We start from the raw sequence: 26,487 nt of genomic DNA on the forward strand, positions 1-26,487 counted from the left end.
GCCTCTACGATCCAATGACCCATTCTACCAAGCCCGTACTTGATGTTCTGACGATCCCTGCCTTTCGCGACAACTACCTGTGGCTGATCCACGATGGCGTACACGCTGCCGCTGTCGACCCCGGCGACGCCAGACCTATCCTGTCAGCCCTGCAGACCTACGGTCTTAAACTGACCGCCATTCTACTCACCCATCATCATGCTGACCATATTGGCGGCGTCGGTGAATTATTACAGCATTATCCCGTGCCCGTGTACGGCCCTACCAATGAAAGCATAGACTGTGTGACGTTGCCGGTGAGCGAGGGCAAGCAGATCGACGTGCCCGGACTGGATTTGCAGCTAACTGTGCTGGATGTGCCCGGCCACACCATGGGCCACATCGCCTACCTGCGGCAAGGCGAAGCAGGCGCTCCGGGCTGGCTATTCTGCGGCGACACGCTGTTTGCCGGCGGCTGCGGCCGGTTGTTCGAAGGCACGCCGGCGCAGATGATCAGCTCGCTCGGAAAACTGGCAGCGCTGCCCGACGATACGCTAGTGTATTGCGCGCACGAGTACACCCTATCCAATCTGCGTTTTGCCCGCGTGGTAGAACCGGACAATCTGGCGCTGCAGCAGCGTGTTAAGGATGAGACAGATAAACGCGAGCACGACCTGCCTACCGTGCCGAGCACCATCGCGCTGGAAAAAGCGACCAACCCCTTCCTGCGCTATCGGGAGAAATCAATCGCCGAACAATTGCAGCGCGCCGGCAAACTCGATGGCAGCGATACACCACTGGCGACGTTCACTGCGCTGCGACTCTGGAAAAACGAATTCTAGTCGCGCTTACGACAAACTGCCGGGCGAGACAGCGAGCACCTGTCATAAATTTTCGCACGGCAAAAAAAATATTTTTCTTTCCCCGCTTTACGGGCGCGCTAGCAGCACCTTCCGTTAGCGCGCCCTCGCCGCCTGTCCCGGACAATGCGCGCCATGGGTCCACCGTACAGCAGCTTCGCCCGGCAGAAATAACCGCGTTCTACCTAAGAAAAATACCCTAAGCTCCTCGATATCTACCCTCCGCACCGGACAGGGTAGCCACCCGTGTTCGGGTCCTTTATGCAATGTTCAGGACAGCCTCGTGGCAACGCGCCTCAGCCATCAAACAGCCTAGCGAACTGAACATTGGAATGGCCTGTTGCGCCGGCGCCATATGTGATTAATGGTGACTATTCCCGTCTTCAGGTTCAACTAATATTCCCTCGCCGCATTAATTTATGCGGCTTCTAGCGAGGCCGCAAGGAGGAACCATGGCGCAGCGAAACGATAACGCCCGACCTACGCCGCACACCGGAAAACCACGCGACTAACACCCGCACCAGCAGGTCGAACGCCTAGCACGGCTGCCCACACAGCCGAAGCATAACAACTCAATCACTTCAGGAGAGCGACATGGGTAGTGTTGAACGGTTGGACAACGCAATGCCGCAGGTATACTGGCACGCCGGCACCATCGCACCCGAGCAGCGCTGCCAAAGGCTGGGCCAGCAAGCTGCCACCATCTGGCTGACGGGTCTGAGCGGCGCCGGAAAGTCCACGCTGGCATGCGCGCTGGAGCAACGACTCTTCAGCGCAGGGCGCACTGCTTTTGTACTCGATGGCGACAATCTGCGCCATCACCTGAACAGCGACCTCGGCTTTACTGCACACGACCGCCGCGAAAACATCCGTCGCTCGGCCGAGGTGGCACGACTGATGAACGATGCCGGTCTGATCGTAATCTGCGCCTTCATTTCGCCCCTGCGCAGCGACCGCGACATGGCGCGCGAAATCATTGGTGCTGCTAACTTTATCGAGACCTATGTCAGCACCCCCTGCGTGGTGTGCGAAGAACGCGATCCCAAGGGCTTGTACCGGCAAGCCCGCGCCGGCATGATCGCGGAATTCACCGGCATTTCCGCGCCCTACGAAATACCACTTGAACCGGCACTGGTACTCGACACCGAACAGCTGACTGTCGAACAGGCCTGCGCCCATCTACTGCAGCATCTGGCCCCGCGCTTCCTCTGATGCCATGAACTACGATATCTTCAATGGCGATGCAGATGGCATCTGCGCACTGCATATGTTGCGCCTGCACGCGCCGGCCAGTCACCAGCTGATCACCGGCGTCAAGCGCGACATCGAGCTATTGCGCAAAGTTCCGGCATCGGCCAGCAGCGCGCTACTGGTACTGGATATCTCGCTCGACACTAACGCCGGCGAACTACAACGGCTGCTCGATGGCGGCGCCCGCATCACATGGTTTGACCACCACGCTGCCGGATGTACCGCCCTCCGCAAGCACTCGCGCCTGCAACTGCATTGCGACACTAGCCATGACGTCTGCACCAGCATCCTGGTCGACCGTCATCTACAAGGCCGCTACCGGCCATGGGCCGTGGTGGGCGCTTTTGGCGACAACCTCGAAGTTGTGGCCCATATGCTGGCGCGCAGTCTGGCGCTGCCGGCCGATGTCACTAGCGCCCTGCAGCAATTAGGTCAGGTGCTTAACTACAACGCCTACGGAGAGTGCATCAGCGATCTGCAGATAGCGCCGTCCGACTTGTACAAGGCGATCAGTCTGCACCAGCAGCCGGCAAGTTTCTTGCAGAGCGCCCTCTATCACGACCTGCTGGACGGCTACACCAGCGACTGCGCCCGCCTGCATAACCTGCAAGCGCACTGGCGGTGCCAAGGCAATGCCGTCTATCTGCTGCCGGCCACGCCATGGGCGCGCCGCATTAGCGGTGTTCTGGCCAATCAGCTGGCGAACAGCCGGAGCGGCAATGCGTATGCCGTAATACTGGAACGTAGCGATGGCGACTATCTGGTCAGCGTACGATCGCCCCAGCCAGACAGTCATAGCGCCAGCCAGTTGTGCGCAGAATTCCCTAGCGGCGGCGGCCGCAAAGCAGCCGCCGGCATCAATCGTCTGCCCTATGCCGACCTCGAGCGCTTTATTGATCGTTTTAGCGCCTACTTCCGCGCCGACACAGTATCCAGCCATGCAAGCTGACCGGCCACGCTGGGCAAAATCTGCCTGAGCCGGATGTATTTTCCCTAGGAGACCACAATGACCCCAAGCCCCCGCCCGCGTCCCGTGATGATGATTCCGCTGCGCCGCTGCGGCAGCCATGCGCTGCGACTGCGCCTGAACATGGCGCCGCAGTTCTACTCGCCGTATCCGCTGCACATCGTCGATTTCATGCCGCTGCTACCGCTGTATGGCGACCTGCATGATGACCGCCACTATTTCCGCCTGGTGAGCGATCTGTGCGGCCTGCAAGCCGTCAGTATGGTCAAGTGGCCGCATATCGCCTTTGATCCGGTAGAAATCTTTGAAGCCATCCGTCATCAGCCACGCAGCGTGCACCGGGTCCACTGGGAGTTGCTGATGCGTGCCGCCAGCCAGCATGGCGCCAGCGTCGTGATGGATAAGTCGCTGGACAATGTGCACTACGCCGACGAGCTGATGGCGCTGTTCCCGGACATGCTGTTCGTGAACGTGGTACGCGATCCGCGCGCCCAGGTGGCATCGATGAACCGCGCCATCATCCACGACTTCGACAGCCAGCTCAACGCCCAAACCTGGCTGGCCGCACACCGCGCCGCCGACCACGTGGCAGCGCAATATCCCGATCGGGTGCTGACCATACGCTACGAGGATTTTCTCGCCAGTCAGCAAACCACGCTGGAAGCGCTATGCGGCTTCCTCGGCATCGATTTCCTGCCGCAGATGCTGGACGTGGGCGCGTCGCAGGAAGCCAGGCAGATTGCGCAACTATCGTCGCTGTGGTCGTCCAACTGCTACCCGCCCATCGTCGCCAATATCGACAAATTCAAGCAGCAACTCAGCATGGACGAGATCAATGTCATCGAAAGCCTGACCGGCGCGTATATGGACCGCTACGGTTACCCTCGTCTGACCGCGGGAAATGCTGACCTGACACCGGCCACACAGGCACAGGCAAAGCAGCGTTCCGACGCTTGCCGCACACGGGCCTGGCATGATCTGGAGCACGACAACTTCCGCGACTACGTGCTGCGCCGATGCCGTGCCGATTATCTGGCGCAACTGAGCACGCGACTGAATCAGCAAGCCTTGCAGCCGGATCGTGGTGCGCCGCCGGTCACACTGAACGAACTCGATCCCGGCACCTTCGAAGTCACGGACTAATTAATACTTGTAAGCATAAGAAAAAAGCCCGCTGCGTGAGCAGGCGGGCTTGTCCGGTACAACAGGCATAGCGAGCTGGCCCGCCCTGCCTGATTGTTGCGCGGTTTAAATCTCTTCGTACAGCGGCAGAGTCAGGAACTCGGCGAACTGGTCGGAAGTCGACATTTCTTCGAAGATCTGGGCCGCACGTACATAGGTCGGGCCTTCACCGCCCGGCGCGTCACGCTGCACCTTGGCCAGCTCTTCCGGAATCATGGCACGCACCATATCGGCCGTCACTTTACGGCCATCTTCCAGCGTACCTTTGCTGGAACGGATCCACTGCCATACTTGCGAACGGCTGATTTCAGCGGTCGCCGCATCTTCCATCAGATTATGGATAGGCACGCAACCATTGCCAGCCAGCCAGCTACCGAGGTAGTGGATACCGACGTTGATGTTGTAGCGCAGGCCAGCTTCCGTGATCGGCGCTTCCGGCTTGAAGTCCAGCAGCTGGGCTGCCGTCACTTCCACGTCAGGACGCTGCTTTTCGATCTGGTTAGGTTTGTCGCCCAGTACTTTCTTGAACTCGGTCATCGCCAGTTCTACCAGACCCGGGTGAGCAACCCAGCCGCCGTCGTAGCCGTCGGTCGCATCGCGTGCCTTGTCGTTGCGTACGCCGCCCATGGCCACTTCGTTTTTCTCCGGATCGTTCTTGATCGGGATCAGGGCAGCCATACCGCCGATGGCCGGCGCATTGCGCTTGTGGCAGGTTTGCAGCAGCAGCAGAGCGTAAGCGCGCATGAACGGTGCGGTCATGGTCACTTTGGCGCGGTCGGCCAGGCAGAACTCCTTGTCCAGCTTGAACTTCTTGATGCAGGAGAAAATGTAATCCCAGCGGCCGGCATTCAGGCCCGAGCTGTGTTCGCGCAGTTCGTACAGGATTTCGTCCATCTCGAAGGCAGCCAGGATGGTTTCGATCAGCACGGTAGCCTTGATGGTGCCCTGTGGCAGGCCCAGTTCGTTCTGGGTCATGACGAAGATGTCGTTCCACAGACGGGCTTCCAGATGCGATTCCATCTTCGGCAGGTAGAAGTAAGGACCGGCGCCACGTGCCAGCTGCTCTTTGGCGTTGTGGAACATGAACAGCGCGAAGTCGAAGATGCCGCCCGAAATGCGCTTGCCGTCTACCAGCACATGCTTCTCGTCCAGATGCCAGCCACGTGGGCGCACGACCAGCGTTGCAACCTTGTCGTTCAGTTTGTACGATTTACCGTTCTGTTCCAGCGCGATGGTGCGGCGCACGGCGTCGAACATATTGATCTGGCCGTCGATCTGGTTCTCCCAGTTCGGCGTGTTGGAATCCTCGAAGTCGGTCATGTAGCTGTCAGCGCCCGAGTTCAGAGCGTTGATCACCATTTTGCGGTCGACCGGACCGGTAATTTCGACACGGCGGCATTCCAGTGCTTGAGGAATCGGCGCCACTTTCCAGTCGCCAGAGCGGATGTGTGCGGTTTCTGCCAGGAAGTCCGGGCGCTCGCCGGCATCCAGCCGCTTGGCGCGCTCTACGCGCACGGCCAGCAGCTGCTGGCGACGGGATTCGAATTCGCGCGACAGCTTGGCCACCAGTGCCAGCGCTTCGCTGGTCAGGATGTTCTCGTAGCCGGGCTTGATTTTGCCGGTAATTTCCATGCCTGCTGGCAGAGTGAGGGTGGACTGCGTCATGTGCTTCTCTCCGAAAGAAAATATTAACAACCAGACTAATTATAAGCATGCGCCCCAGTGTTGCACGGCTATGTTTTTAGTGTGCAGACTCAGTTACGCCCCGATATGTTTTACAGTATATTCACTAATAAGTTATACAAACAAGACTAAAAATCACTTCATCTATGCGTTTTTCTCACAAATGACAGGTTGATGTATCTATGGGTCAATTCAGACAGATTTCCACCTTTGTCGAGGTGGTCTCCAAGGGCAGTTTGTCGGCCGCTGCCCGCGCCGAGGGCATAGCGCCAGCCATGATAGGCCGCCGCCTTGATGCGCTGGAAAGCCGCCTCGGTGTGAAATTATTGCAACGTACTACGCGCAAGCTGGCCCTGACCAACGAAGGTGCTGCCTTTCTGGAGGACTGCCAGCGCATACTGACGGAACTGGAAGAAGCCGAGTCCGCCGTGGCCGAACGTAGCGCGCACGCCACGGGGCATCTGATGATTTCGGCGCCGGCCGGCTTCGGTCGCCAGCACGTAGCGCCGCTGATCCCCTCTTTTCTGGCCGAGCATCGCGACGTCAGCATCACGCTTAACATGAGCGACCGCGTGGTCGATATCGTTGGCGAAGGCATCGATGTCGCCATCCGCATCGCCAGCCTGTCCGATTCCAGCCTGGTCAGCGTCAAACTGGCCGATAACGAGCGCGTGGTGGTCGGCGCCCCTTCGTATCTGAAACGCCATGGCGTGCCGCAAACACTGGCCGATCTGGCCAAGCATAACTGTCTGGCGATCAGCAGCGAAGGTAGTCAGCGCGGCTGGACTTTCCGCGAGAATGGCAAGAACGTGGTGCTGAAAGTGGCCGGCAATATGGGCAGCAATGACGGACAGGTATTGCACGACTGGGCGCTGGCAGGCAAAGGGCTGGCATGGCGCTCGATGTGGGAAGTAGGCAATGAAATTGCGGAAGGCAAGCTGCAGACCGTGCTGGACCAGCACTCCGCGCCCGGCAATGATATTTATGCCGTGTTTGCCCAGCGCCGCCACCTGCCCCTGCGCATACGGGCCTTTGTGGACTTTCTGCGCCACACCTACGCCCAGCCTGAGTACTGGCGCAAAACCGGTAAATAAGCGGCATGCAGCCGCATGGGCAGCGATGCTGGCATCAACGCTTGATCTGCGTGCGCCGACGCGTTTGCTCCAGGCAAAAAAAAATCCTCGGGAACCGAGGATTTCTTATTTCGTTTGATTCAGCGTATTACAGTGGCTGAATGTTCGAAGCTTGCTTGCCTTTAGGGCCGGCAGTTACTTCGAAAGAAACACGTTGGTTCTCTTGCAGCGACTTGAAGCCTGCCGACTGAATCGCCGAGAAGTGAGCGAACAGATCTTCGCCGCCTTCATCAGGGGTGATAAAGCCGAAGCCCTTCGAGTCATTGAACCATTTTACGATACCAGTTGCCATTACAATTCCTATTTCAGTTAAGTTGGGCTTGCGCCCGTGATATCGTTTGAGGCAAGAAGAAAAACAGCGAAACTGCACTACTCTTGAATCTAAACGATGCCGCATTATACCCATTTACTTGAGAAAAGCACGTTTTCGCCAAAATAAATGCCAAGAGGCGTGTTTTTTGGTAGAAAACCCGCAGAACTCAGGGTGCATGTACAACTATAGACAAGTTTTTACTGGGCGATTTGAGCTAGATCAATCGTCAGTATTACTCGTAATGCGTGGCTTTAGGGTCGCGCGCTGCCCAGCGCAGATACTGCTCCACCTGCGGCGCAATGGCATTCCAGCCGGATTTTTCCTGCATCGCCCGCCGTAATTCCTGCTCGATACGGCGCGCCTGCTGGCCCAGCATGGCGTAGCCAAAAGTGGCGGCAGAACCGGCTACGCTGTGCAACGACTCATGCAGCGCCGTCAGCTGTTCCAGCGTTGGTTCTGCCCCGCCGGCAACGCACGCGGCCAGTGCCTGCGCTGTTTTCTCCAGCATCAGCGGCAGTTGCGCGGTGAACCGCGCATTCAGCGCCTCTAGCCTTGCCCGGAATTCCGCTTCTGCCGACACCGGATCCGCCATTATTTGGTGCCGAAGATACGGTCGCCCGCATCGCCCAGCCCCGGCACGATGTAAGCGTGGTCATTCAGGTGGGAATCCAGCGAAGCGCAGTAGATCTTCACGCCCGGATGCGACTTCTGGAACACGGTAATGCCTTCCGGTGCGGCAACCAGCGCGAGGAAGATGATCTGGTCGTCCGTTACGCCGCGCGACTTCAGCACATCGACGGCGTGCACCGCCGAATTGCCAGTCGCAACCATCGGATCGCACAGAATGAAAGTACGCTCGGCCAGATCCGGCAGACGGACCAGATATTCCACCGGCTGGTGGGTTTCCGGATCGCGGAACACACCGATATGGCCCACGCGGGCCGATGGCACCAGATTCAGCAGCCCGTCGCTCATGCCGATGCCGGCGCGCAGTATCGGCACGATGGCGAGTTTTTTACCGGCGATGACCGGTGCATCGATGGTCATCAGCGGTGTTTCGATGGTACGCGTGGTGAGCGGCAGATCGCGGGTGATCTCGTAGCCCATCAGCAAAGTGATCTCTTTCAGCAGTTCGCGGAAAGTACGGGTCGAGGTATCTTTTTCCCGCATGTGGCTGAGCTTGTGCTGAATCAGCGGGTGGTCGGTGATAAATAGGTTGGGAAAGCGCGGATCTTGTTTCATTATGGATTCTTTCTTGAAGTACCGGTCATTATACTAGGGCTGCGGCCCTAAAAACATGCTCACCGCTTCCTCGGCAATCTGATCGAGATTGAGGCCCAGTCCGGGTTTGTACCACAGCACGCTGTAATTGATAGCGCCCATAAGCAATAAGCGCGCCACCGCACTATCGCTACGCAGCAAACCAGCCGCCAGCAACTCGCTCACCACATCCTGCCACAACTGGTCATAACGGTCGCGTAACACCTGTACGCGCGAGCGCAGCTCCGGCGTCAGACGGCGCCAGTCGTATAGCAGCACGGGAATGAAGTCATGTCCCTCGCCTAGTACGATCTCCAGATGCGCACGCACCAGCGCAGCGAACTTCTGGCGTGGCGTCAGTGCACTCTCGGCGATCGCCTCGGCCGCCGGCAGGCCGGCAACCAGCCCCTCTTCCATCACGGCCGCCAGTATTTCCTGCTTACTTTTGAAGTGGTAGAAGGGGCTGCCGGAACGCATGCCAACCGCTTCGGCGATATCACGTGTGGTGGTGCCGTCAAAACCCCGTTCGCGGAACAGCCGCGCTGCCACACGCACCAGTTCTGCGCGCCGATTGTCTACTGCTACCGTCTGATTCATCACTACTCTTTCATTTACTCAGGCATGGCACGCGCCAGTATCTGGCCATAAGCTACATTTTCCGGCAAACGGCCATAAGCGCCACCGGGCGCACAACGTATGCGCGATGCAATAAATGCCGATGATACATAAGCTGGGGCGTGGCGCAACAGCAATCCTGCCTGCACCGCCAGCACGATGCGCTCCGCCAGCAGACGTGCACCGGCTTCACTGCACTGCATATTGTTCAGCAGCGCAGTGCGATAGCGGCAGAAATCAGCATCGTCATCGCCGGCCAGCGCCAGTTCCGCGGCCAGCGCATCGCGCGCGGCAGGAGTTTTGCCCAGCGCACGCAGCAAGTCAAGGCACATTACATTGCCCGATCCCTCCCAGATGGAATTGACCGGCAGTTCGCGGTACAGCCGTGCCAGCGGACTATCTTCCACATAGCCGCTGCCGCCTATCACTTCCATGGCTTCCGCCCCGAAGCCCGGCCCGCGCTTGCAGATCCAGTATTTGCCGGCCGGCGTCAGCAGGCGTGCCAGCAATGCCTGAGCAGGGTCGCTGGATTCGTCGAAGCAGCGCGCCAGCCGCATGGCAAACGCGGTAGCCGCTTCCGATTCTAGCGCCAGATCGGCCAGCACATTCTGCATCAGAGGCTGCTCGCTCAGGCGCTTGCCGAAAGCTTTGCGCTGGCGCGCATGGTGTAGCGCGTGCACCAGCGCAGCGCGCATGGCACCGGCACTGCCCAGCACGCAATCGAGCCGTGTGTGGCTGCCCATCTCCAGTATGGTGGGTACCCCCCGCCCTTCGGGGCCGATCAGCCAGCCATAGGCGCCGGTGAATTCCACCTCGGACGAGGCATTGGAGCGGTTGCCCACCTTGTTTTTGAGGCGCTGCACGCGGATACCATTGCGCTCGCCGTTCGGCAGGTAGCGTGGCAACAGCAGGCAGGACAAGCCCTGCCCGGTCTGCGCGAGGATCAGGTGAGCATCGCTTTGCGGCGCCGAGAAAAACCATTTATGGCCTACCACGCGGTACACGCCCGCACCCTCGTCACCAAACAATGCCTGCGCTTGGTCCGGTCCTAGCGCTTGCGCCACCGTGGTATTGCTGCGCACATCGGAGCCGCCCTGCTTTTCCGTCATGCCCATGCCGATCAGTGCGCCCTGCTTTTGCTCGACCGGCAAAGAGCGCGGATCATAGTTGCACGACAGTATCTTGGGCAGCCACTTGGCGGCCAGGCCCGGCGCTTGCCTTAGCGCCGGCACGCTGGCGTAGGTCATGGTCACCGGGCATTGCGTACCGTTCTCCACCTGACCGAACATCAGATAGCGCGCGGCACGGGCGACCTGGGCACCATTGCCGTCCAGCCAGGGCGTAGCGTGCGCACCTTGTTCGATCAGCAGACGCATCAGGCTATGCCATGCGGGATGAAACTCCAGCTCGTCGATGCGGCGCCCGCCAGCATCATATTGCAGCAGCTGTGGCGGATACTGATTCGCCAGCCGCCCCAGTTCCAGCACGTCGGCCCGTCCCAGTTGCGCCCCCAGCATCGCCAGCGACGCGTCATCATGCTGCGCACCTTCGCGCGTCACCGCCTCGCGTAATGCCGTGTCTAGCAGATACAGATTGACATCGGCCAGCGCCGCCACCGTGTTATGAACCTCATGCGTATCAAACGCCTGCATACTGCCTCCCCGTTGATGCTTAGGATAGTGTTGCCACCTTACGCCAGATTGCTGCACCCGCGCGCGGGATAGGTCAGCTGAACTGGCCTGTTGCACCCCAGACTAGCCTATGACGCCAATCAAAGCAAGCGCTTGCTTTGTGAATCAGTCGCCACTATGATGACAAACCAGCACAGGAGACTCCATGGAACACGCATACCTGTTTGACGCCATCCGCACGCCGCGCGGCAAAGGTAAAAAAGACGGCAGCATGCATAGCATCAAAGCGATCGATCTGGTGGCAGGACTGATGCAGGCCCTGCAACAGCGCCACCAGCTCGATACAGCACAGATCGATGATGTCGTGCTGGGCTGCGTCACGCCGGTGGGCGAACAGGGAGCGGATATCGCCAAAACAGCGGCACTGGTGGCCGGCTGGGACTGGCAGGTTGCCGGCGTACAGCTCAACCGGTTCTGTGCTTCGGGGCTGGAAGCGGTCAATCTTGCTGCGCAGAAGGTACGCTCCGGCTGGGAAGATCTGGTCGTCGCGGGCGGCGTCGAATCGATGTCGCGTGTGCCCATGGGCAGCGACGGTGGCGCCTGGGCCAACGATCCCGCCACCAGCCTGCGCACAGACTTCATGCCGCAAGGCATAGGCGCGGATCTGATTGCCAGCATCGATGGCTACCAGCGCGAACAGGTCGATGCGTTTGCCCTGCGCTCGCAACAGAAAGCCGCTGCGGCGCAGGCAGCGGGACACCTGCGCTCCATCGTGCCGGTGCACGATCAGAACGGCGTGCTGGTGCTCGATCACGACGAATTCATCAAACCGCACACCACCATGGAGACGCTGGCGGGCCTGAAACCCTCGTTCGCGCAACTGGGTGCACTAGGGTTTGATGCGATGGCCTTGCAGCGCTATCCGCAGCTGCAGCAGGTGCTGCATGTACATACGGCAGGCAATTCCTCGGGCATCGTCGATGGTGCAGCACTTGCGCTCATCGGCAGTCTGGCGGCAGGCCAGCGGCTGGGCCTGCCGCCACGCGCACGCATCGTGTCGGTTGCCGTCACTGGCAGCGATCCAGCCATCATGCTGACAGGGCCGGCGCCCGCAGCACGCAAGGCCTTGCAGAAAGCCGGACTGGAAATTGCCGACATTGATCTGTTCGAAGTAAACGAAGCGTTTGCCTCCGTCGTGCTGCGCTTTATGGCGGAGATGGGCGTGCCTGAACACAAGGTCAACGTCAATGGCGGCGCCATCGCGCTGGGCCACCCGCTGGGCGCCACCGGCTGCATGCTGCTGGCCACCTTGCTGGACGAACTGGAAGCACGCCAGCTGAAACGCGGCATGGTCACGCTGTGCGTGGGTGGCGGCATGGGCATCGCCACCATCATCGAACGCGTTTGAACGGAGTATTCATGATCAGCATCGTCCAACAGACACAGCGCATAATCGTCACGCTGGATACAGCCAGCATCCATCCTCTGAACAGCGCCTGGCAGCAGGCGCTGCGAGCACTGCTGGAACAACTGGAAAAGCAGACGGAAAATGCCACGCAATCGGGTATCGTGCAGCTCAGCTTCCTGCCCGACGCGCCGGAGCGCCGCTACCCGCAGGCGCACGCGCTCAGCCGCGATCAGGCGCCCGCCTGTATGCAGCAACTGGCCAGCTATCATGCTTTGCTACGCCGGCTGGAACGCCTGCCAGTGCCTGCGGTCGCTGCGATACAGGGCAATATCGGCGAACATGGCTGGGCTGTCGCGCTGGCCTGTCACCACCGCTACAGTCTCGCCACAGCGTCTATCCGCCTGCGGCCAGCCTTGCGCAACGTGGCGCCTTGCGGCGGTTTGCTAGTCCGCACGGCTCGCCTGCTTGGCCTGCAGAACACACTGGCTGTGCTGCTTGACGGGTTTGAACTGGACAGCAACAAAGCACTGGAACTAGGCCTGATACAGGCAATAGCCGCCGATGCCGCGCAACTCGATCAGCTCCTGCAGCAGAGCGCATCCATGCCGCGTCCGCCGCGCCAGCCCTGGGACGAGAAACATCCCACGCTGCCCGGCGGCGCCGCAGATAGCCCTGCCAATCTGGCCTTCCTTCAATTGGCCCCTGCCCGGCTGCGGGCCCGGCCAGAAGGTGCTACGGCTTCCGCCAGCGCCATCCTGTGTGCACTGGCAGAAGGTTGTCTGGTCGATTTCGACACGGCTGCACTACTGGAAAGCCGCTATTTCTGCCAGTCCGCCATTGCGCTTGCCCCTTGAATTGGCGAGTTTGTCCAGAACAACTGTTCGTAACTTTCACTCAATAGAAAAACCGTCAATTCCGGCACTAAAAATCGTTGCCGAGGTGCGCGAAAAAGGTGATTTTTCACTCTGAGCGACGTTTTTTTTAGCTTGATTGTAGGAAAACAAAAAAAGTCTGAAAGATATTGTCATTTTTCATGTGATTTCGCCGCTATCAGTGATACATTGCGCTCTGGTGTAGCCCTGCTCGGGCTGGCGCCGTACCGGCATAAAAACTGAAAGATTAAAATCACGCGATGTACTCCAGTATTCCCGTCCCGTCTCCGCGACATGAATTGGATAACCTCATGGAGGAGGCTGGCGATGTTGTATTCCGCGTCAGCACTGAAGGACAGATACTGTTTGCCAGTCACCGTGCCGTCCAGCTGATCGCCGCACAAGCGCCACTGACGGGCACCGTACTGGCGCAATTGCTGACGGAAGATGATCGCCCTGCCCTGCAGACGGCGCTGGCCGACGTGCTGACCAGCGAGCAGAGCCGTCTATTCGAAAGCCGCATCAAATGCGCCACTGGCGAAACCCCGTTCGAATTGCGCCTGTCGTGCTATGCCAACCAGCAAGGCTTGAAAGAACTGCTGGTGGTGGGCCGCAATATGGAACAGCAGCGCGCTACCGAAGAGCGGCTGCGCCACATGGCCACCCACGACGCGCTGACCGAGCTGCCTAACCGTCTGCTGCTGTCCGACCGCATCCGCATGGTGATCGCCAATGCGCGCCGTTCCGGGCAGAGCTTTTCCGTCGCCTGCATAGGTCTGGACGGCTTCAAGAAGGTCAACGATGGCCTCGGCCATCCGGTCGGCGATGCCGTGCTGCGTACCGCCGCCAGCCGGCTGCGCAAAACCCTGCGCGATAGCGACACGCTGGCCCGCGTGGGTGGTGACGAGTTTGTTGCCATTCTGCCCGGCACCGCCACCGAAGCGCAGATCAAACTGGTTACAGGACGGCTGATCGCCACCCTGCAATCACCGTTCGAAATCGACAGCCACACCATCTACGTGGGCGCTTCGGTAGGCGTCGCCGTGTATCCGCAGCACGCGGAAGAAGAAGGCCGCCTGCTGGCGCTGGCCGATGTGGCCATGTCGCGCGCGAAGGAAACCGGTAAAGCCCGCTGCGTGGTGTACAGCCCGAGCGAATCGGGTCCGCCGGAACACGATATTTCGCTGGAAGCGGCCATGTTCCAGGCCGTGCGCGAAGGCGAGTTCCTGCTGTTCTACCAGCCTATCGTCGACGCGCGCACGCGCGAGATTCAGGGCTTCGAAACGCTGATGCGCTGGAAACATCCGACGCTGGGCATGGTGCCGCCCGTGCGTTTCATTCCTATTGCCGAGACCAACGGCCTGATCAACCTGCTGGGTGCGTGGGCACTCAAAGCCGCCTGCGTACAGCTGAAGCAGTTCGAGGAAGTGGCCAAGCGGCCCCTCTATATTTCTGTCAATATCAGCCCGCGGCAATTCCGCAATGACAAATTTCTGGACGTGCTGGACGATGCGATCGCCTTCTCCGGCTTACAAGGTGAGCAATTGGTTCTAGAAATTACAGAGGGCACACTGATGGTCGATCCGGTCCATGCCGAGTCCATCCTGTCCAAAATGGCCGAACGCAAGGCGCGCATCGCGATTGATGATTTCGGCACCGGCTATTCTTCGCTGGCCTATCTCAAACGTTTCCCGATTTCGGTACTGAAAATAGACCGCACTTTCATCCGCGACCTGCCCAATTCGGAAAAGGACGCCGCCATCTGCAATGCCGTACTCGATCTGGCCAAACACCTGGACCTTTCGGTGGTAGCGGAAGGGGTGGAAACGGAAGACCAGCTCACCTATCTGCAGGAGCGCGGCTGCCAGTACATACAGGGCTATCTGACCGGCAAGCCGATGGCGGCCAATATCGCCATGGCAGCCCTGCGCGAAAGCATGCACCTGAAGATCGTGCAGCCTGATTTGCGGCAGGTGGCCAAATGACTATCCGTAGCACAGGCAACGCGCTCGGCGACGCCACCCTGGCCACGCTGTGGGAAAGTACCCGCCGGCGCGGCGACATGCCCGGCTTTGCCAAGGCCATCAGCTCCATCCTGGGCGCCATGCGTGGCGAGGACGAGCAGGAATTCAACATGACGCGCACGGTGCTGTCCGACCCCGTGCTGACCCAGAAAGTACTGCGTCTGGCCAACAGCGGCATGTACGCAGCGTTTGGCCAGCATATCAGCACCGTCTCCAAAGCCGTGCAGGTGCTGGGCACGGACGCGATCGGTCATCTGGCGCTGGGACTGAAGCTGATCGAAGAACTGTCCGGCGCATCCTCCGATGCGACAGCCTCGCACGTGGAAATGGAAAAGGCCGTGCTCGCTGGCATAGTCGCCCAGCAGATCGCCAATACGGCGGAAAGCCGCCACGGTGAAGAAGCTGTCGTGTGTTCCATGCTGCACACGCTGGGCCGCATGATGCTGACATACTACATGCCGGAGCGCTGGCATGAAATCCAGCGCTCTGCAGCGCAGGAAAACTGCGACGTCGAAGCCATCGCGCCCAAGCTGCTGGGACTGGGTCTGGACGAAATCGGCCACGCTGCCGCCCTGCACTGGGGCCTGCCTGCCGGCCTGATCAATGGCATGCGCAAACTGGCGCCGCCGGAGCCGGGCGGCGAAATCAGCGCGTCCGACTGGATAGCCGGCCTGTCCACCATGTCGGCCGCCTGTGCCGAATCACTGTGGAATGACGACGCAGCCGGTGCCGCCGCCGTAGCACAACTGGCCGACGCCTACTCGGCCATGCTGGGCGTGCTGCCGGAAAAACTGATGGGCGCCATCGAGCAGGCCAAGGTCGTGGCCGCCAACGATCTGACCATCGCACCGCTGTCCAGACCGGCGGAACGCCGCGCCAAAGCGCTGGCCCGTACGCGCCAGCGCGATGCCGGCAACAAGATACTGCTCAGCGGTCTGGCCGATATGCGCGACATGATCCATACCGCCAATCCGGGCCAGATGGTGCAAATTGCGCTGGAGACCGTGTTCAAGGGGCTGGAGTTTTCGCGTGCGCTGGCCTTCGTGCGCAACCGCAAGGACAACCAGTATGCCGCCAAAATAGGCTTCGGCAACGATATCCGCGAGATACTGCCCCGGCTGGTATTTGAAGACGCCTACCAGCCGAATGTGTTCCACGCTGCACTCAATAGCGACCGCGTGATCTTTATCGAGAACGCACGCGATGCCAAGTTCGCCGCCAAGCTGCCCGACTGGTGGCGCGACACCTTGTCCGCCGCGCACAGCTTCGTGATCCTGCCGCTGTCTGCCAACGGCCAGTCAGCCGGCTTCCTGTATGGCGACTGGGACGATAGCTTCCCCCCTATCGAATTGAGCCAGACCGAGTTCGGCCTGCTCAACGATATGCGTGCGCTGGTGGTGCGCGCCGTGCTCAAACGGCATCAGCAGGAATCCGTCGGCAAGTAAGACTGCTGGCGCAGCACTAGTGGCCGTCGTGCTGCTGCCAGCGGGCCGACAGCATGGCCGCCCCCAGTGCCAGCAGGCATAACAGCGCCGCCACGTAGTACACCGACGACGGTCCGGCTTCCTGCCACCACTGGGCGAGGAACAGGCCGCCGAGCGATCCGCCTATGCCGTACGACAAGCTCATGTAGAGCGCCTGCCCGCGCGCCTGCAAGGGGCCGGAGAACCAGCGCTGCAGCGTCATCACGGACGAGGAATGATGGAGCGCAAAAGTCGCAGCATGCATCAGCTGTGCCACCAGCAGCAACCACAGCAGATGTGCCGCCATGCCTATCATGACAAAGCGCGCCATCGCCAGCAGCAGCGTCACATACATCAGATGCATGGGCCGCCAGCGCCGGAACAGCGGCGCCTGGAAATAGAACAGCGCCACTTCCGCCAGCACGCCCAGCGACCACATGGCGCCGATCACCGTTTTGCTATAGCCATTACGTTCCAGATACAGCGAATAGAAGGTGTAGAGCGAGGTGTGGGCCGCCACCATCAGCGCCGTCGAGCAGAAGAAGGCGATGACTTCGCGCCGGCGCAGCAGCGTCAGCAATGGCGGCGGGGCTTCCTTGTGGCGGTGGCGCGGCACATCGTGCAGGCGGAACGCCGCCACGATGGTCAGCACCAGCAGGCCCGCCGCGATGGCGGGCAACGCCACGATGCCATAGTGGTCGAGCGCGTAGGCCGCTGCGCTAACAGCGACAATAAAGCCGATCGAACCCCACATGCGGATGCGGCCGTAATGGGTCAGATCGCCCCGCATTTCCGACAGCATCAGCGCCTCGCAGATGGGCGCCTGCCCGCTGGTAAACAGGTTCAGCACCACCATGGCCATCATGAAGTGGCCGAACGTGGAACCGATGAAAAAGCCGGAAAAACCGATCAGTGCGGCAAAACCGGCTATGCGCAGCACGGTGACGCGGCGATCGTAGTGATCCGCGACGTAGCCCCAGACATTGGGACCGATGATGCGCAGCACCTGTATCATCGACATCAGCACGCCGATCTGCGCCACCGTCATGCCGTGGTCGGCAAAGAACAGCGTGGCGTAGGTCGACCAGGTTCCTGCGTGCGCGTAGTAGCAGAAGAGAAATAAGGCGAAGCTGAAGGCCTGGGCCGGCACCGCTTACAGCGCGATGTCAGGCGTATGCACCTTGACGTCGCCGCACTGGGCGCGGTGCATCAGCGCATGGTCCATCAGTACCAGTGCCAGCATGGCTTCGGCAATCGGCGTAGCGCGTATGCCCACGCAAGGATCGTGGCGGCCGAAGGTTTCCACCATCACGGGATTGCCGTCCTTGTCGATAGACTGACGTGGCGTGCGGATAGACGAAGTGGGCTTGATGGCGATCGAAACGGTAATATCCTGCCCGGTCGAAATGCCACCCAGCACGCCACCGGCGTTATTGCCGATAAAGCCCTGCGGCGTCAGCTGGTCGCCATGCTCGCTGCCCTTCTGTTCGACCGACTTGAAACCGGCGCCGATTTCCACGCCTTTCACCGCATTGATGCCCATCATGGCGTAGGCGATGTCGGCATCGAGCTTGTCGTAAATCGGCTGGCCCAGACCTACCGGAATATTCTGTGCGACGACTTCGATGCGGGCGCCTATCGAGTCGCCATCCTTGCGCAGCGCATCCATCGCCGCTTCCATGCGCGCTATCAGATCGGCATCGCCGCTGGCGGCAAAGAAAGGATTATTCGGCACATGCGACCAGTCCTGGAACGGCACAGCAATGTCGCCCAGCTGGCTCATGCAGCCTTTGAATACGGTACCGTACTGCTGCTGCAGCCATTTTTTGGCGATCGCTGCCGCACCGACCACGGGCGCCGTCAGACGGGCCGACGAGCGGCCGCCGCCGCGCGGGTCGCGCACGCCATATTTGTGCCAGTAGGTGTAATCGGCATGGCCGGGGCGGAAACTTTCGGCAATGTTGCCGTAGTCTTTGCTGCGCTGGTCTTCGTTGCGGATCAGCAGCGCAATCGGCGTACCCGTGGTCACGCCCTGATACACACCCGACAGAATTTCTACCGTGTCCGATTCCTGCCGCTGGGTGACGTGACGCGAAGTCCCCGGCTTGCGGCGATCCAGTTCCGGCTGGATATCGGCTTCCGTCAGTGCGAGTCCCGGTGGACAGCCGTCGATCACGCAGCCGATGGCCGGACCGTGCGACTCACCAAAGGTTGTAACGGAAAACAATTTACCAAAAGTATTGCCGGACATAGGAAGAGAATCTTTGGAAAAAGGTGGACAATTCCGTATTCTACCAGCCCGAGCCCCTCTCCGCCCTGCCTGACAATTAATTTCCACATGGAAATTTTTCCTTGGTAAAATTCATTGTGATGCGAGAAAATTCAACACCGTTGCACGGCGCCCCACAGGCAAGGTGTAAAAGCGTAGGAAAAGTGCATTCTTTTTGACAATTCACTATATACTGAACCGAAGAACACCAAGCATTCCTGGAGAAGCGACACATGCCCCCACCGGTCTCACCACTTGATCCAGTCAAGGACGATCAAGACGATCTGGTATTCTTAGAAGAGCATCCTGCAACGCCCGTTGCCGCGGGTGCGCGCAATGTATGGCGGGTCATGATTATCGATGATGACGAAGACGTCCATTCGACTACGACTTTTGCGTTGGGCAACCTCGACATGCAGCACCGGCAACTGGAATTCGTTCATGCCTATTCCGCTGCGCAGGCACGTGAGCTACTCAAAACCGAACAAGAAATCGCCGTCATCCTGCTGGACGTGGTGATGGAGCAGGATGATGCGGGCCTGCATCTGGTGCGTTATATCCGCGAAACGCTGGGCCTTGCCGATGTGCGCATCATACTGCGCACGGGTCAGCCCGGTTACGCGCCGGAAATCGACGCCATCCGCGATTTCGACATCAACGACTACAAGACCAAGTCGGAATTGACGCGCATCAAGCTGTTCACTACGGTAACCTCGGCCATCCGCTCCTACGAACAGATCCGCAAGATCAACGACAGCCGGCGTGGTCTGAGCCAGATAGTCCATGCCAGCACCCAGCTGATGTCGCTGCACGGCGTGCATAACTTCGCTGCAGGCGTGCTGAGCCAGATCGCCGGACTGCTGGGACAGGAAGGCAGCGGCATGCTGTGCGTGCTCGAATGTCCTGAAGACGGCTGCCGCGAGCTGATGGTCATGGCCACCATCGGCCCCTACCACAAGTTCGACCACACCACTCTGACGGCAGGTGCCGACCAGCGCATCCACGATGCCATGGAACTGGCGCTGGCACAGGGCCGCAATGTCTATGGTCCCGACTATGTCACGCTGTACTTCGCCGGCAAAGCCAGCCGCGATTTCGTTGCCTTCCTCGATGTCACCAAGGCCCCCACGGAAATCGATGAGCGCCTGCTGGAAGTATTCTGCGCCAACGTTGCCGTTGGTATCGATAACGTGGAACTGGTCAGCCACCTGCATACGGCCGCGTTCTATGACCAGCTGTCCAAACTGCCCAACCGCACGCGCCTGATCGAGATACTCGACGCCACGCTGGCCAGCGGCATGCGCGACGCAACCACGCTGTCACTAGTTGATCTCGATCACTTTGCCGAGACCAATGATGCGCTCGGTCACCGCTTCGGTGACGCGCTGCTGCTGGCCGTAGCCGGACGCCTGCAGACGGAACTGGGCGATGCGCTCACCGTGGCCCGTCTGGGGGGCGACATCTTCTGCGTGCTGGGCGACTCCTCGCAAGTCAATCCGGCCAATATCCTGATGCTGTTCCAGCGTCCGTTCAGCATCGACGGGCAGGATGTACAGCTGTCGGCCACACTGGGTCTGGTGCGGCTGGGCGAGCACGAAGGCAGCGGCGTCGATGTGCTGAAAGACGCCGACATTGCGCTGAAACGCGCCAAAACCCAGCAGCGTTCCGGCCATTACTATTTCTCCCGCTCGATGGGCGTGGAGATCCGCGAACGGGTGCGCATGATGCACGCGCTACGCAAGGCGTTCGGCCAGAACGAGCTGTTTGTGGTGTATCAGCCGCAGATCGATCTGGAGACCCGCCGCCCCAAGGGGGCCGAGGCACTGCTGCGCTGGCAGACGCCGGACGGCAAGTTCGTCTCGCCCGACCGCTTCATTCCCATCGCCGAATATTCGGGCCTGATTATCGATCTGGGCGAATGGGTGCTGCGCACAGCCTGCCGCGAACTGGTCACGCTGCACAAGGCCGGCCACAGCGACTTCATGATGTCGATCAATGTTTCGCAAGTGCAGTTCCGCCATCCCTATTTCCTCGAAATGCTGCGCAAGGCGCTGGAAGAAACGGGCGCGCCGCCACAATTCGTCGAACTGGAAATCACGGAATCGATGGCCATGGAAGAGCCCGATCTGCTGATCAAGATGCTGGCCCAGATCAAACAGACCGGCGTCAGCATAGCCATCGACGACTTCGGCACCGGCTTCTCCTCGCTATCCTATCTGCAACGCCTGCAGATCGACCGGCTCAAGATAGACCGTGCCTTCGTGACGGAAATTACCGGTTCGGCGCGCGGCAGCAGCATTGCCGAGATGGTGGTGCAACTGGGCCGCAATCTGGGTCTGGCCGTGATTGCCGAGGGCGTTGAAGACGAGCGTCAGGCGCAGATACTGCATGCGCTGGGCTGCCCGCTAGCGCAGGGCTTCCTGTTTGCCCGCCCCATGACGGCCGACGCCCTGAACGGCTGGCTCAGCAACGAGGCCTTGCAGGGCGCAGCCTGAGGCGATGCTGTTGCCCGTTCGGCGGGAACCGTCCGCCAGTAAAAAAGCCATGCTATGCATGGCTTCTTGTTCTCGCGCAGTCTGCGCAGTGACGGCTGGGCTTAGTCAGCAGCGTGTTCGGCCGTTTCGCCCGGCCAGTCGCGGATATAGGCTTTCAGCATGCGGTTCTCGAAGCTCTGCGCTTCCAGCACGGCACGCGCCACATCGTAGAACGAGATCACGCCTAGGATGGTTTTAGCGTTCATGACGGGCAGATAGCGCGCGTGTTTTTCCAGCATGATGCGGCGCACTTCGTTCACTTCCGTATCGGGCGTCACGGTGATCGGGTGATCGTCCATATGCTTGCGCACGGTGCCGCTACCCACCGCGCCGCCGTTCTCATGCAGCGCACGCAGCACCTCGCGGAAGGTCAGCATGCCAGCCAGATCGCCAAACTCCATCACCACCAGCGAACCGATGTCTTTTTCCGCCATGATGCTGGCTGCTTCGGACAGTTGCTGGTCAGGGTTGATGGTGTAGAGAATGCTGCCTTTAACCTGAAGAATTTCCGAGACTTTCATGGGGGCCGTCCTATCAACTATGGGGATGAGTTAAGCGTTATGGTTATATCCGCCGTATAGGGAATGTAGCCTATGCCCAGCAAAAAATCCAGCGCTCCAGATAATCAATTCCCAACATTGTTGCAGTGCTGTCGTCCCTGCGTAATTCGGAGTACGATGCCGACCATACTAACAACTCCTACGAGACAACATGAGCGGCCCTCACTACCCCGGCTTTGACACGCTGGCCCTGCATGCCGGCGCTGCGCCCGACCCCGCCACCGGCGCACGCGCAACCCCGCTGTATTTCACTTCGTCGTTTGCATTCAAGGATGCCGAGCACGCCGCTGCGCTGTTCAATATGGAACGCGCCGGCCATGTGTATAGCCGCATTTCCAACCCCACCAATGCCGTGCTGGAGGAGCGCATCGCCGCACTGGAAGGCGGCGTGGCCGGTATCGCCACGGCCAGCGGGCAGGCGGCCATGCATCTGGGGCTGGCCACCATCGCCGGCGCCGGTGCGCACATCGTCGCCTCGCGCGCCCTGTATGGCGGCTCGCACAACCTGCTGGCCTACACGCTCAAACGCTTCGGCATCGACACCACATTCGTTGATCCGCGCGACCTCGACGCATGGCGTGCCGCCATCCGGCCTAACACCCGCGTGCTGTTCGGCGAGACGCTGGGCAATCCGGGACTGGATGTGCTCAACCTTCCCGCCATCGCCGAACTGGCACATAGCCACCATCTGCCGCTGATGGTCGATGCCACCTTCACCACGCCCTATCTGCTCAAACCGCTCGACCATGGTGCCGATCTGATCTTCCATTCGGCCACCAAATTCCTTTGCGGTCACGGCACGGCCATAGGCGGCCTGCTGGTCGATGGCGGTACTTTCGACTGGCATGCCGCGCATCAGGCCTCCGGCCGCTTCCCCGAGCTGTGCGAGCCCTACGAGGGCTTCCACGACATGGTATTTGCCGAGGAATCGACCGTCGCCCCATTTGCCCTGCGCGCCCGTCGGGAGGGCCTGCGCGACTTCGGCGCGGTGATGAGCCCGCACAATGCTTTCGCCATCCTGCAGGGCATAGAAACGCTGGGCCTGCGCATGGACCGGCATGTCGCCAACACCCGCAAAGTGGTCGAGTTCCTGCTGGCGCACGACGCGGTGGAAAAAGTCGCCTACCCGGAATTGCCAGGGCATCCGGACTACGCGCTGGCGCAGCGCCTGCTGCCTAAGGGCTGCGGCGCCGTGCTGACCTTCGACCTCAAGGGCGGCCTTGCGGCCGGCCAGCGCTTTATCGACAGCCTGCAGCTGTTCTCCCATCTGGCCAACGTGGGCGATGCCAAATCACTGGCGATCCATCCCGCCTCGACTACCCACTTCCGCGTTCCGGCCGAACAGCTCGCGCAGGCCGGCATCGGCGCAGGCACCATGCGCCTCTCGGTGGGACTGGAGGACGCCGATGACCTGATCGAAGATCTGGCCCGCGCCCTGAAACTGTCGCAGAAAGGAGGCTGACATGCTGCTCACCGTACAGGGACAACCGGCCTACTGCTACACGGGCGGCAAACAACTCGACACCAGCCAGCCTGCCATCGTCTTCATCCACGGCGCCCAGAACGATCACAGCGTATGGGCGCTGCAAAGCCGCCATTTTGCCCACCATGGCTATGCCGTGCTGGCAGTCGATCTGCCCGGCCATGGCCGTAGTGGCGGAGCCGCACTGGCATCCGTACCCGCCATGGCGCAATGGCTGCTGGCCCTTCTGGACGCAGCAGGCATACCGCAGGCCACCCTCTGTGGACACAGTATGGGTTCGCTGGTCGCACTGGAAACCAGCTATCAGGCCGCAGCGCGCGTCTCCCGTCTGGCGCTGCTGGGCAGCACCTACCCCATGAAGGTCTCGCCAGCGCTACTGGAAACGGCCCGCAACGATGAAGCAAATGCCATCGATATGGTGAACATCTGGTCGCACGCCAGCCTGACGGAGCGCTCTGCGCTTCCCGGCATGAACACCACGGGCGTGGCGCAGCGCTTGATGCAGCGCATGTCGGCCATCAATCCGCAGCGGCTGTTCTTCACCGACTTCACGGCCTGTAACGAGTATGCCAACGGCGAGGTAGCGGCGCAGGCAGTGCAATGCCCTACCCTGCTGCTGTGCGGCGCGCGCGACATGATGACACCGCCGAAGTCGGCGCGGCTGCTGGCCAGCTGCATCCCGCATGCAAAAACAGTAACGGTCGACAGCGGACATTCGCTGATGAGCGAGCAACCGGACGCAGTGCTCGATCACCTGCTGGCCTTCGTGCGCACCTGAAGCAAGGTACGCTACCAGTACGGGGTGCGGCGATCTGTTGCTAGCGCCCTGTAGTTGCCCCCTGTAGTTGCGCCCTGTAGTTGCGCCCTGTACTTGCGCCCTATACTTGCGCCACGGCGTCGCGGCGACTTAACGGGCGTCTATAGGGCCGAAATGCTCGCCCAGCGTCTTGCCCAGACCTGCTTCGACTGCCGTTTCCACCACCCGCGCCAGCGCAGCAGCATCGCGTGCTGCCTGGATATCGCGCTCGTCGTCGCTATCACTGAGCACACCGGCATTGATCGACATGCCCGCGAACACAAACAGGCGGTACACCTCGGCCAGCGTCAGCTTGTTGACGTTCGCCAGCAGTACCCAGTGATCGCCGCCATCGCTCACCCGCTTGCCCCACTGCACACGCGCCGGAGCATCGATCTTGACGCGGCCTACCCAGCCTTCGCCCACCATTTTTTCCAGCAGACTGTCCATTTCGTCGAAGCCGAGCCGGGTACGGGTGCGGATCGCCCCCGAACTCACCAGCGCCGTGTCGCCGCAGACCGAGGCAACGTAGAGCACGCGCAGGATAGCCATGGCATCGACAAACTCGCCGCCCGGCTGGGCCTCGTGCCACCAGCGCTCGTATTTGACCACGGGCAGCGCCGCCACCAGCAAGGCGCCAAACAGGGTAATCATCCACGACACATACACCCACAGCAGGAACAGCGGCAAAGCGGCCAGTGCGCCATAAATCTTGGAATAGGCCGGGAACTGGGTAATGAAGACAGCAAACCCGCGCTTGGCCACCTCGAAGGCGACACCGGCCACCAGCCCGCCCCAGGCCGCATCCTGCCAGTCCACGTCACGGTTAGGCACGGCAATGTACAGCAGCGTAAAGGTAATCGTCGACAGCGCCAGCGACAGCAAGGCATAGATCAGCGCACCGATCACGGGGATATCGCCGATCAGATCGCTGGTGGCCATGAACACATGCGACGACAGCGTCAGCGAGACACCGATCAGCAAAGGGCCCAGCGTAATCAGCGCCCAGTAGACCAGTATGCGCTTGGCCCAGCGCCGTTCGGCACGCACGCGCCAGATGCGGTTAAATACCCGTTCTATCTGCCCCATCATGGCCACCGACGTCAAAATCAGCGCCACCGCACCGACCGCCGACAGGCGCGTGGCTTTGGAGGCGAACATGGTCAGATAATTGAGTATGGTGCTAGAAATCGACTTCGGCATCACACTCTGGACAAAATACGCGTCCAGCGAGGCGCGGAAGGTATTAAACATAGGGAAGGTGGTGAAGATCGCCAGCGCAATGGTCAGCACGGGCACCAGCGCAAACACGGTGGTGAACGTCAGGCTGCCGGCCACTTGCGGCACACTCTCTTCACGCAGGCGGCGGCGGGCGAACATCCACAGATCGTGCACTTCCGACCACGACAGCGACCGCACAGTGTCTATGCCGGACAGGCAGGTACGCGACAAATACTGGAAAACAGGACGTATTATTTTTTCAGACATGTATAAAAACCAAAATCCACGGGGAACACGCGTTCCTATCCGCCAAAGCGCCCTATAATACCGCCGATGAACCAAGCTAATCTGATTATTCTCGTATTGTTTTACTCGCGCCACGGTGCCACCCGCAAACTGGCCGAGCTGATCGCGCAGGGAATCGAAAGTGTACCGGGCTGCGACGCCCGTCTGCGCACGGTTCCTGCCGTATCCAGCGTAGCCGAAGCCACCGAGGCCGACCTGCCGGCAGAAGGTGCGCCTTACGTGGAAGCGGAGGATCTGCAGGAGTGCGCCGGCATAGCCGTCGGCTCGCCTACCCGTTTCGGCAATATGGCCGCCGCCATGAAGTACTTCTGGGATGGCACTGCCAGCCAGTGGCTATCCGGTGCGCTGGCCGGCAAACCCGCCTGTGTGTTCACCTCCACCGGCAGCCTGCATGGCGGGCAGGAATCCACCCTGCTATCGATGATGATCCCGCTATTCCATCACGGCCTGATGGTGCTGGGCCTGCCCTACACCCATCCCGAGCTGATGACCACCGCTAGCGGCGGTACCCCGTATGGTGCCAGCCACTGGGCCGGGCTGGATGGTAAAAAACCCTTCACCGACGATGAAAAGAAGCTGGCGATCGCACTGGGACGGCGTCTGGCCGAAACCGCCGTCAAGCTGAACGCGCCGCAATAGGCCACAATAAGCCACCATAAGCCACATCAAGGAAGCCG

General features: G+C 60.4%; 23 protein-coding genes. 13 read left to right on the forward strand and 10 right to left on the reverse strand.

The window, feature by feature from the left end:
• Positions 1-14 precede the first annotated feature (14 nt).
• From gloB to GTP27_RS10725, 4 genes are all read left to right on the forward strand, one after another.
• The gene (gene gloB / locus GTP27_RS10715; RefSeq protein ID WP_161039173.1) at positions 15-821 is read left to right on the forward strand and encodes a hydroxyacylglutathione hydrolase; all 807 of its coding nucleotides are present in this window, start codon (positions 15-17) and stop codon (positions 819-821) included.
• 642 nt (positions 822-1,463) lie between these two features.
• On the forward strand, positions 1,464-2,051 hold the full coding sequence (cysC, locus tag GTP27_RS10720) for an adenylyl-sulfate kinase (protein WP_229633666.1): 588 nt from the start codon (positions 1,464-1,466) through the stop codon (positions 2,049-2,051).
• Positions 2,052-2,055: 4 nt separating this feature from the next.
• Entirely contained in the window at positions 2,056-3,039 is a 984-nt protein-coding gene (locus GTP27_RS23605) for a DHH family phosphoesterase (protein ID WP_202416686.1), read from the forward strand.
• Positions 3,040-3,096: 57 nt separating this feature from the next.
• On the forward strand, positions 3,097-4,200 hold the full coding sequence (locus tag GTP27_RS10725) for a sulfotransferase family protein (protein WP_161039174.1): 1,104 nt from the start codon (positions 3,097-3,099) through the stop codon (positions 4,198-4,200).
• Between the two features lie 105 nt (positions 4,201-4,305).
• On the opposite strand, the gene aceB is transcribed toward GTP27_RS10725, so the two are convergent.
• Entirely contained in the window at positions 4,306-5,904 is a 1,599-nt protein-coding gene (aceB, locus tag GTP27_RS10730; RefSeq protein ID WP_161039175.1) for a malate synthase A, read from the reverse strand.
• A 200-nt stretch (positions 5,905-6,104) separates the two neighbouring features.
• On the opposite strand from aceB, the gene GTP27_RS10735 reads away from it, so the two are divergent.
• Complete coding sequence (locus GTP27_RS10735) at positions 6,105-7,016, forward strand: LysR family transcriptional regulator (protein ID WP_161039176.1); 912 nt, start codon at positions 6,105-6,107, stop codon at positions 7,014-7,016.
• A 127-nt stretch (positions 7,017-7,143) separates the two neighbouring features.
• Here the strand turns inward: GTP27_RS10735 and GTP27_RS10740 are convergent, their stop codons facing one another.
• From GTP27_RS10740 to GTP27_RS10760, 5 genes are all read right to left on the reverse strand, one after another.
• Positions 7,144-7,347: a cold-shock protein gene (locus GTP27_RS10740; protein WP_008448165.1), complete on the reverse strand. Its 204-nt coding sequence runs from the start codon at positions 7,345-7,347 to the stop codon at positions 7,144-7,146.
• A gap of 253 nt (positions 7,348-7,600) precedes the next feature.
• Positions 7,601-7,960 carry an Hpt domain-containing protein gene (locus tag GTP27_RS10745; RefSeq protein WP_161039177.1) on the reverse strand — a complete coding sequence of 120 codons (360 nt, stop codon included), beginning with the start codon at positions 7,958-7,960 and terminating at the stop codon, positions 7,601-7,603.
• Positions 7,960-8,610, reverse strand: a complete 651-nt coding sequence (gene upp, locus GTP27_RS10750; RefSeq protein WP_155436100.1) for a uracil phosphoribosyltransferase — start codon at positions 8,608-8,610, stop codon at positions 7,960-7,962. Before upp ends, GTP27_RS10745 begins: the two co-directional genes overlap by 1 nt.
• Positions 8,611-8,643: 33 nt before the next feature.
• Positions 8,644-9,225 (reverse strand): TetR/AcrR family transcriptional regulator, encoded by a 582-nt coding sequence (locus tag GTP27_RS10755; protein WP_161039178.1) that lies wholly within the window; start codon positions 9,223-9,225, stop codon positions 8,644-8,646.
• Positions 9,226-9,239: 14 nt separating this feature from the next.
• A complete protein-coding gene (locus GTP27_RS10760; RefSeq protein ID WP_161039179.1) occupies positions 9,240-10,895 on the reverse strand; it encodes an isovaleryl-CoA dehydrogenase in 1,656 nt (551 codons plus the stop codon).
• A 184-nt stretch (positions 10,896-11,079) separates the two neighbouring features.
• Here GTP27_RS10760 and GTP27_RS10765 point away from each other — a divergent pair, with 184 nt between their 5' ends.
• From GTP27_RS10765 to GTP27_RS10780, 4 genes are all read left to right on the forward strand, one after another.
• Positions 11,080-12,282, forward strand: a complete 1,203-nt coding sequence (locus GTP27_RS10765; protein WP_161039180.1) for an acetyl-CoA C-acetyltransferase — start codon at positions 11,080-11,082, stop codon at positions 12,280-12,282.
• An 11-nt stretch (positions 12,283-12,293) separates the two neighbouring features.
• Complete coding sequence (locus GTP27_RS10770; RefSeq protein WP_161039181.1) at positions 12,294-13,136, forward strand: enoyl-CoA hydratase-related protein; 843 nt, start codon at positions 12,294-12,296, stop codon at positions 13,134-13,136.
• Between the two features lie 329 nt (positions 13,137-13,465).
• Entirely contained in the window at positions 13,466-15,139 is a 1,674-nt protein-coding gene (locus tag GTP27_RS10775) for a sensor domain-containing protein (RefSeq protein ID WP_161039182.1), read from the forward strand.
• Complete coding sequence (locus GTP27_RS10780; RefSeq protein ID WP_161039183.1) at positions 15,136-16,623, forward strand: HDOD domain-containing protein; 1,488 nt, start codon at positions 15,136-15,138, stop codon at positions 16,621-16,623. The genes GTP27_RS10775 and GTP27_RS10780 overlap by 4 nt, the downstream gene beginning before the upstream one ends.
• A 16-nt stretch (positions 16,624-16,639) precedes the next feature.
• Here GTP27_RS10780 and GTP27_RS10785 read toward each other — a convergent pair whose 3' ends face one another.
• Together GTP27_RS10785 and aroC are read right to left on the reverse strand one after the other, a co-directional pair.
• Positions 16,640-17,791, reverse strand: a complete 1,152-nt coding sequence (locus tag GTP27_RS10785; protein ID WP_161039184.1) for an MFS transporter — start codon at positions 17,789-17,791, stop codon at positions 16,640-16,642.
• A 3-nt stretch (positions 17,792-17,794) separates the two neighbouring features.
• Positions 17,795-18,892, reverse strand: a complete 1,098-nt coding sequence (gene aroC, locus GTP27_RS10790) for a chorismate synthase (protein WP_161039185.1) — start codon at positions 18,890-18,892, stop codon at positions 17,795-17,797.
• 251 nt (positions 18,893-19,143) lie between these two features.
• On the opposite strand from aroC, the gene GTP27_RS10795 reads away from it, so the two are divergent.
• Positions 19,144-21,405, forward strand: coding sequence for an EAL domain-containing response regulator (locus tag GTP27_RS10795; RefSeq protein WP_161039186.1), 2,262 nt, complete (start codon positions 19,144-19,146; stop codon positions 21,403-21,405).
• Between the two features lie 101 nt (positions 21,406-21,506).
• Here the strand turns inward: GTP27_RS10795 and GTP27_RS10800 are convergent, their stop codons facing one another.
• On the reverse strand, positions 21,507-21,965 hold the full coding sequence (locus GTP27_RS10800; protein ID WP_161039187.1) for a CBS domain-containing protein: 459 nt from the start codon (positions 21,963-21,965) through the stop codon (positions 21,507-21,509).
• 190 nt (positions 21,966-22,155) lie between these two features.
• Here GTP27_RS10800 and GTP27_RS10805 point away from each other — a divergent pair, with 190 nt between their 5' ends.
• Positions 22,156-23,466, forward strand: coding sequence for an O-acetylhomoserine aminocarboxypropyltransferase (locus GTP27_RS10805; RefSeq protein ID WP_161039188.1), 1,311 nt, complete (start codon positions 22,156-22,158; stop codon positions 23,464-23,466).
• A 1-nt stretch (position 23,467) separates the two neighbouring features.
• Positions 23,468-24,265 carry an alpha/beta fold hydrolase gene (locus tag GTP27_RS10810; protein ID WP_161039189.1) on the forward strand — a complete coding sequence of 266 codons (798 nt, stop codon included), beginning with the start codon at positions 23,468-23,470 and terminating at the stop codon, positions 24,263-24,265.
• 129 nt (positions 24,266-24,394) lie between these two features.
• Here GTP27_RS10810 and GTP27_RS10815 read toward each other — a convergent pair whose 3' ends face one another.
• Positions 24,395-25,771: a YihY family inner membrane protein gene (locus tag GTP27_RS10815; protein WP_161039190.1), complete on the reverse strand. Its 1,377-nt coding sequence runs from the start codon at positions 25,769-25,771 to the stop codon at positions 24,395-24,397.
• 66 nt (positions 25,772-25,837) lie between these two features.
• Here GTP27_RS10815 and wrbA point away from each other — a divergent pair, with 66 nt between their 5' ends.
• The gene (wrbA, locus tag GTP27_RS10820) at positions 25,838-26,449 is read left to right on the forward strand and encodes an NAD(P)H:quinone oxidoreductase (protein WP_161039191.1); all 612 of its coding nucleotides are present in this window, start codon (positions 25,838-25,840) and stop codon (positions 26,447-26,449) included.
• Positions 26,450-26,487: the final 38 nt, after the last annotated feature.

This window comes from Duganella qianjiadongensis (assembly GCF_009857915.1).
GTDB lineage: Bacteria > Pseudomonadota > Gammaproteobacteria > Burkholderiales > Burkholderiaceae_D > Rugamonas > Rugamonas qianjiadongensis.

Bases quoted from the DNA above. Each gene is read 5' to 3' on its own strand.
- GTP27_RS10800 (WP_161039187.1), bottom strand. From the start codon at position 21,965: ATGAAAGTCTCGGAAATTCTTCAGGTTAAAGGCAGCATTCTCTACACC.
- upp (WP_155436100.1), bottom strand. From the start codon at position 8,610: ATGAAACAAGATCCGCGCTTTCCCAACCTATTTATCACCGACCACCCG.
- GTP27_RS10745 (WP_161039177.1), bottom strand. From the start codon at position 7,960: ATGGCGGATCCGGTGTCGGCAGAAGCGGAATTCCGGGCAAGGCTAGAG.
- GTP27_RS10755 (WP_161039178.1), bottom strand. From the start codon at position 9,225: ATGAATCAGACGGTAGCAGTAGACAATCGGCGCGCAGAACTGGTGCGT.
- GTP27_RS23605 (WP_202416686.1), top strand. From the start codon at position 2,056: ATGAACTACGATATCTTCAATGGCGATGCAGATGGCATCTGCGCACTG.
- aroC (WP_161039185.1), bottom strand. From the start codon at position 18,892: ATGTCCGGCAATACTTTTGGTAAATTGTTTTCCGTTACAACCTTTGGT.
- GTP27_RS10810 (WP_161039189.1), top strand. From the start codon at position 23,468: ATGCTGCTCACCGTACAGGGACAACCGGCCTACTGCTACACGGGCGGC.
- aceB (WP_161039175.1), bottom strand. From the start codon at position 5,904: ATGACGCAGTCCACCCTCACTCTGCCAGCAGGCATGGAAATTACCGGC.
- GTP27_RS10735 (WP_161039176.1), top strand. From the start codon at position 6,105: ATGGGTCAATTCAGACAGATTTCCACCTTTGTCGAGGTGGTCTCCAAG.
- GTP27_RS10740 (WP_008448165.1), bottom strand. From the start codon at position 7,347: ATGGCAACTGGTATCGTAAAATGGTTCAATGACTCGAAGGGCTTCGGC.
- GTP27_RS10795 (WP_161039186.1), top strand. From the start codon at position 19,144: ATGCCCCCACCGGTCTCACCACTTGATCCAGTCAAGGACGATCAAGAC.
- GTP27_RS10765 (WP_161039180.1), top strand. From the start codon at position 11,080: ATGGAACACGCATACCTGTTTGACGCCATCCGCACGCCGCGCGGCAAA.
- GTP27_RS10760 (WP_161039179.1), bottom strand. From the start codon at position 10,895: ATGCAGGCGTTTGATACGCATGAGGTTCATAACACGGTGGCGGCGCTG.
- GTP27_RS10805 (WP_161039188.1), top strand. From the start codon at position 22,156: ATGAGCGGCCCTCACTACCCCGGCTTTGACACGCTGGCCCTGCATGCC.
- GTP27_RS10775 (WP_161039182.1), top strand. From the start codon at position 13,466: ATGGAGGAGGCTGGCGATGTTGTATTCCGCGTCAGCACTGAAGGACAG.
- wrbA (WP_161039191.1), top strand. From the start codon at position 25,838: ATGAACCAAGCTAATCTGATTATTCTCGTATTGTTTTACTCGCGCCAC.
- GTP27_RS10815 (WP_161039190.1), bottom strand. From the start codon at position 25,771: ATGTCTGAAAAAATAATACGTCCTGTTTTCCAGTATTTGTCGCGTACC.
- GTP27_RS10770 (WP_161039181.1), top strand. From the start codon at position 12,294: ATGATCAGCATCGTCCAACAGACACAGCGCATAATCGTCACGCTGGAT.
- gloB (WP_161039173.1), top strand. From the start codon at position 15: ATGACCCATTCTACCAAGCCCGTACTTGATGTTCTGACGATCCCTGCC.
- GTP27_RS10725 (WP_161039174.1), top strand. From the start codon at position 3,097: ATGACCCCAAGCCCCCGCCCGCGTCCCGTGATGATGATTCCGCTGCGC.
- GTP27_RS10780 (WP_161039183.1), top strand. From the start codon at position 15,136: ATGACTATCCGTAGCACAGGCAACGCGCTCGGCGACGCCACCCTGGCC.
- cysC (WP_229633666.1), top strand. From the start codon at position 1,464: ATGCCGCAGGTATACTGGCACGCCGGCACCATCGCACCCGAGCAGCGC.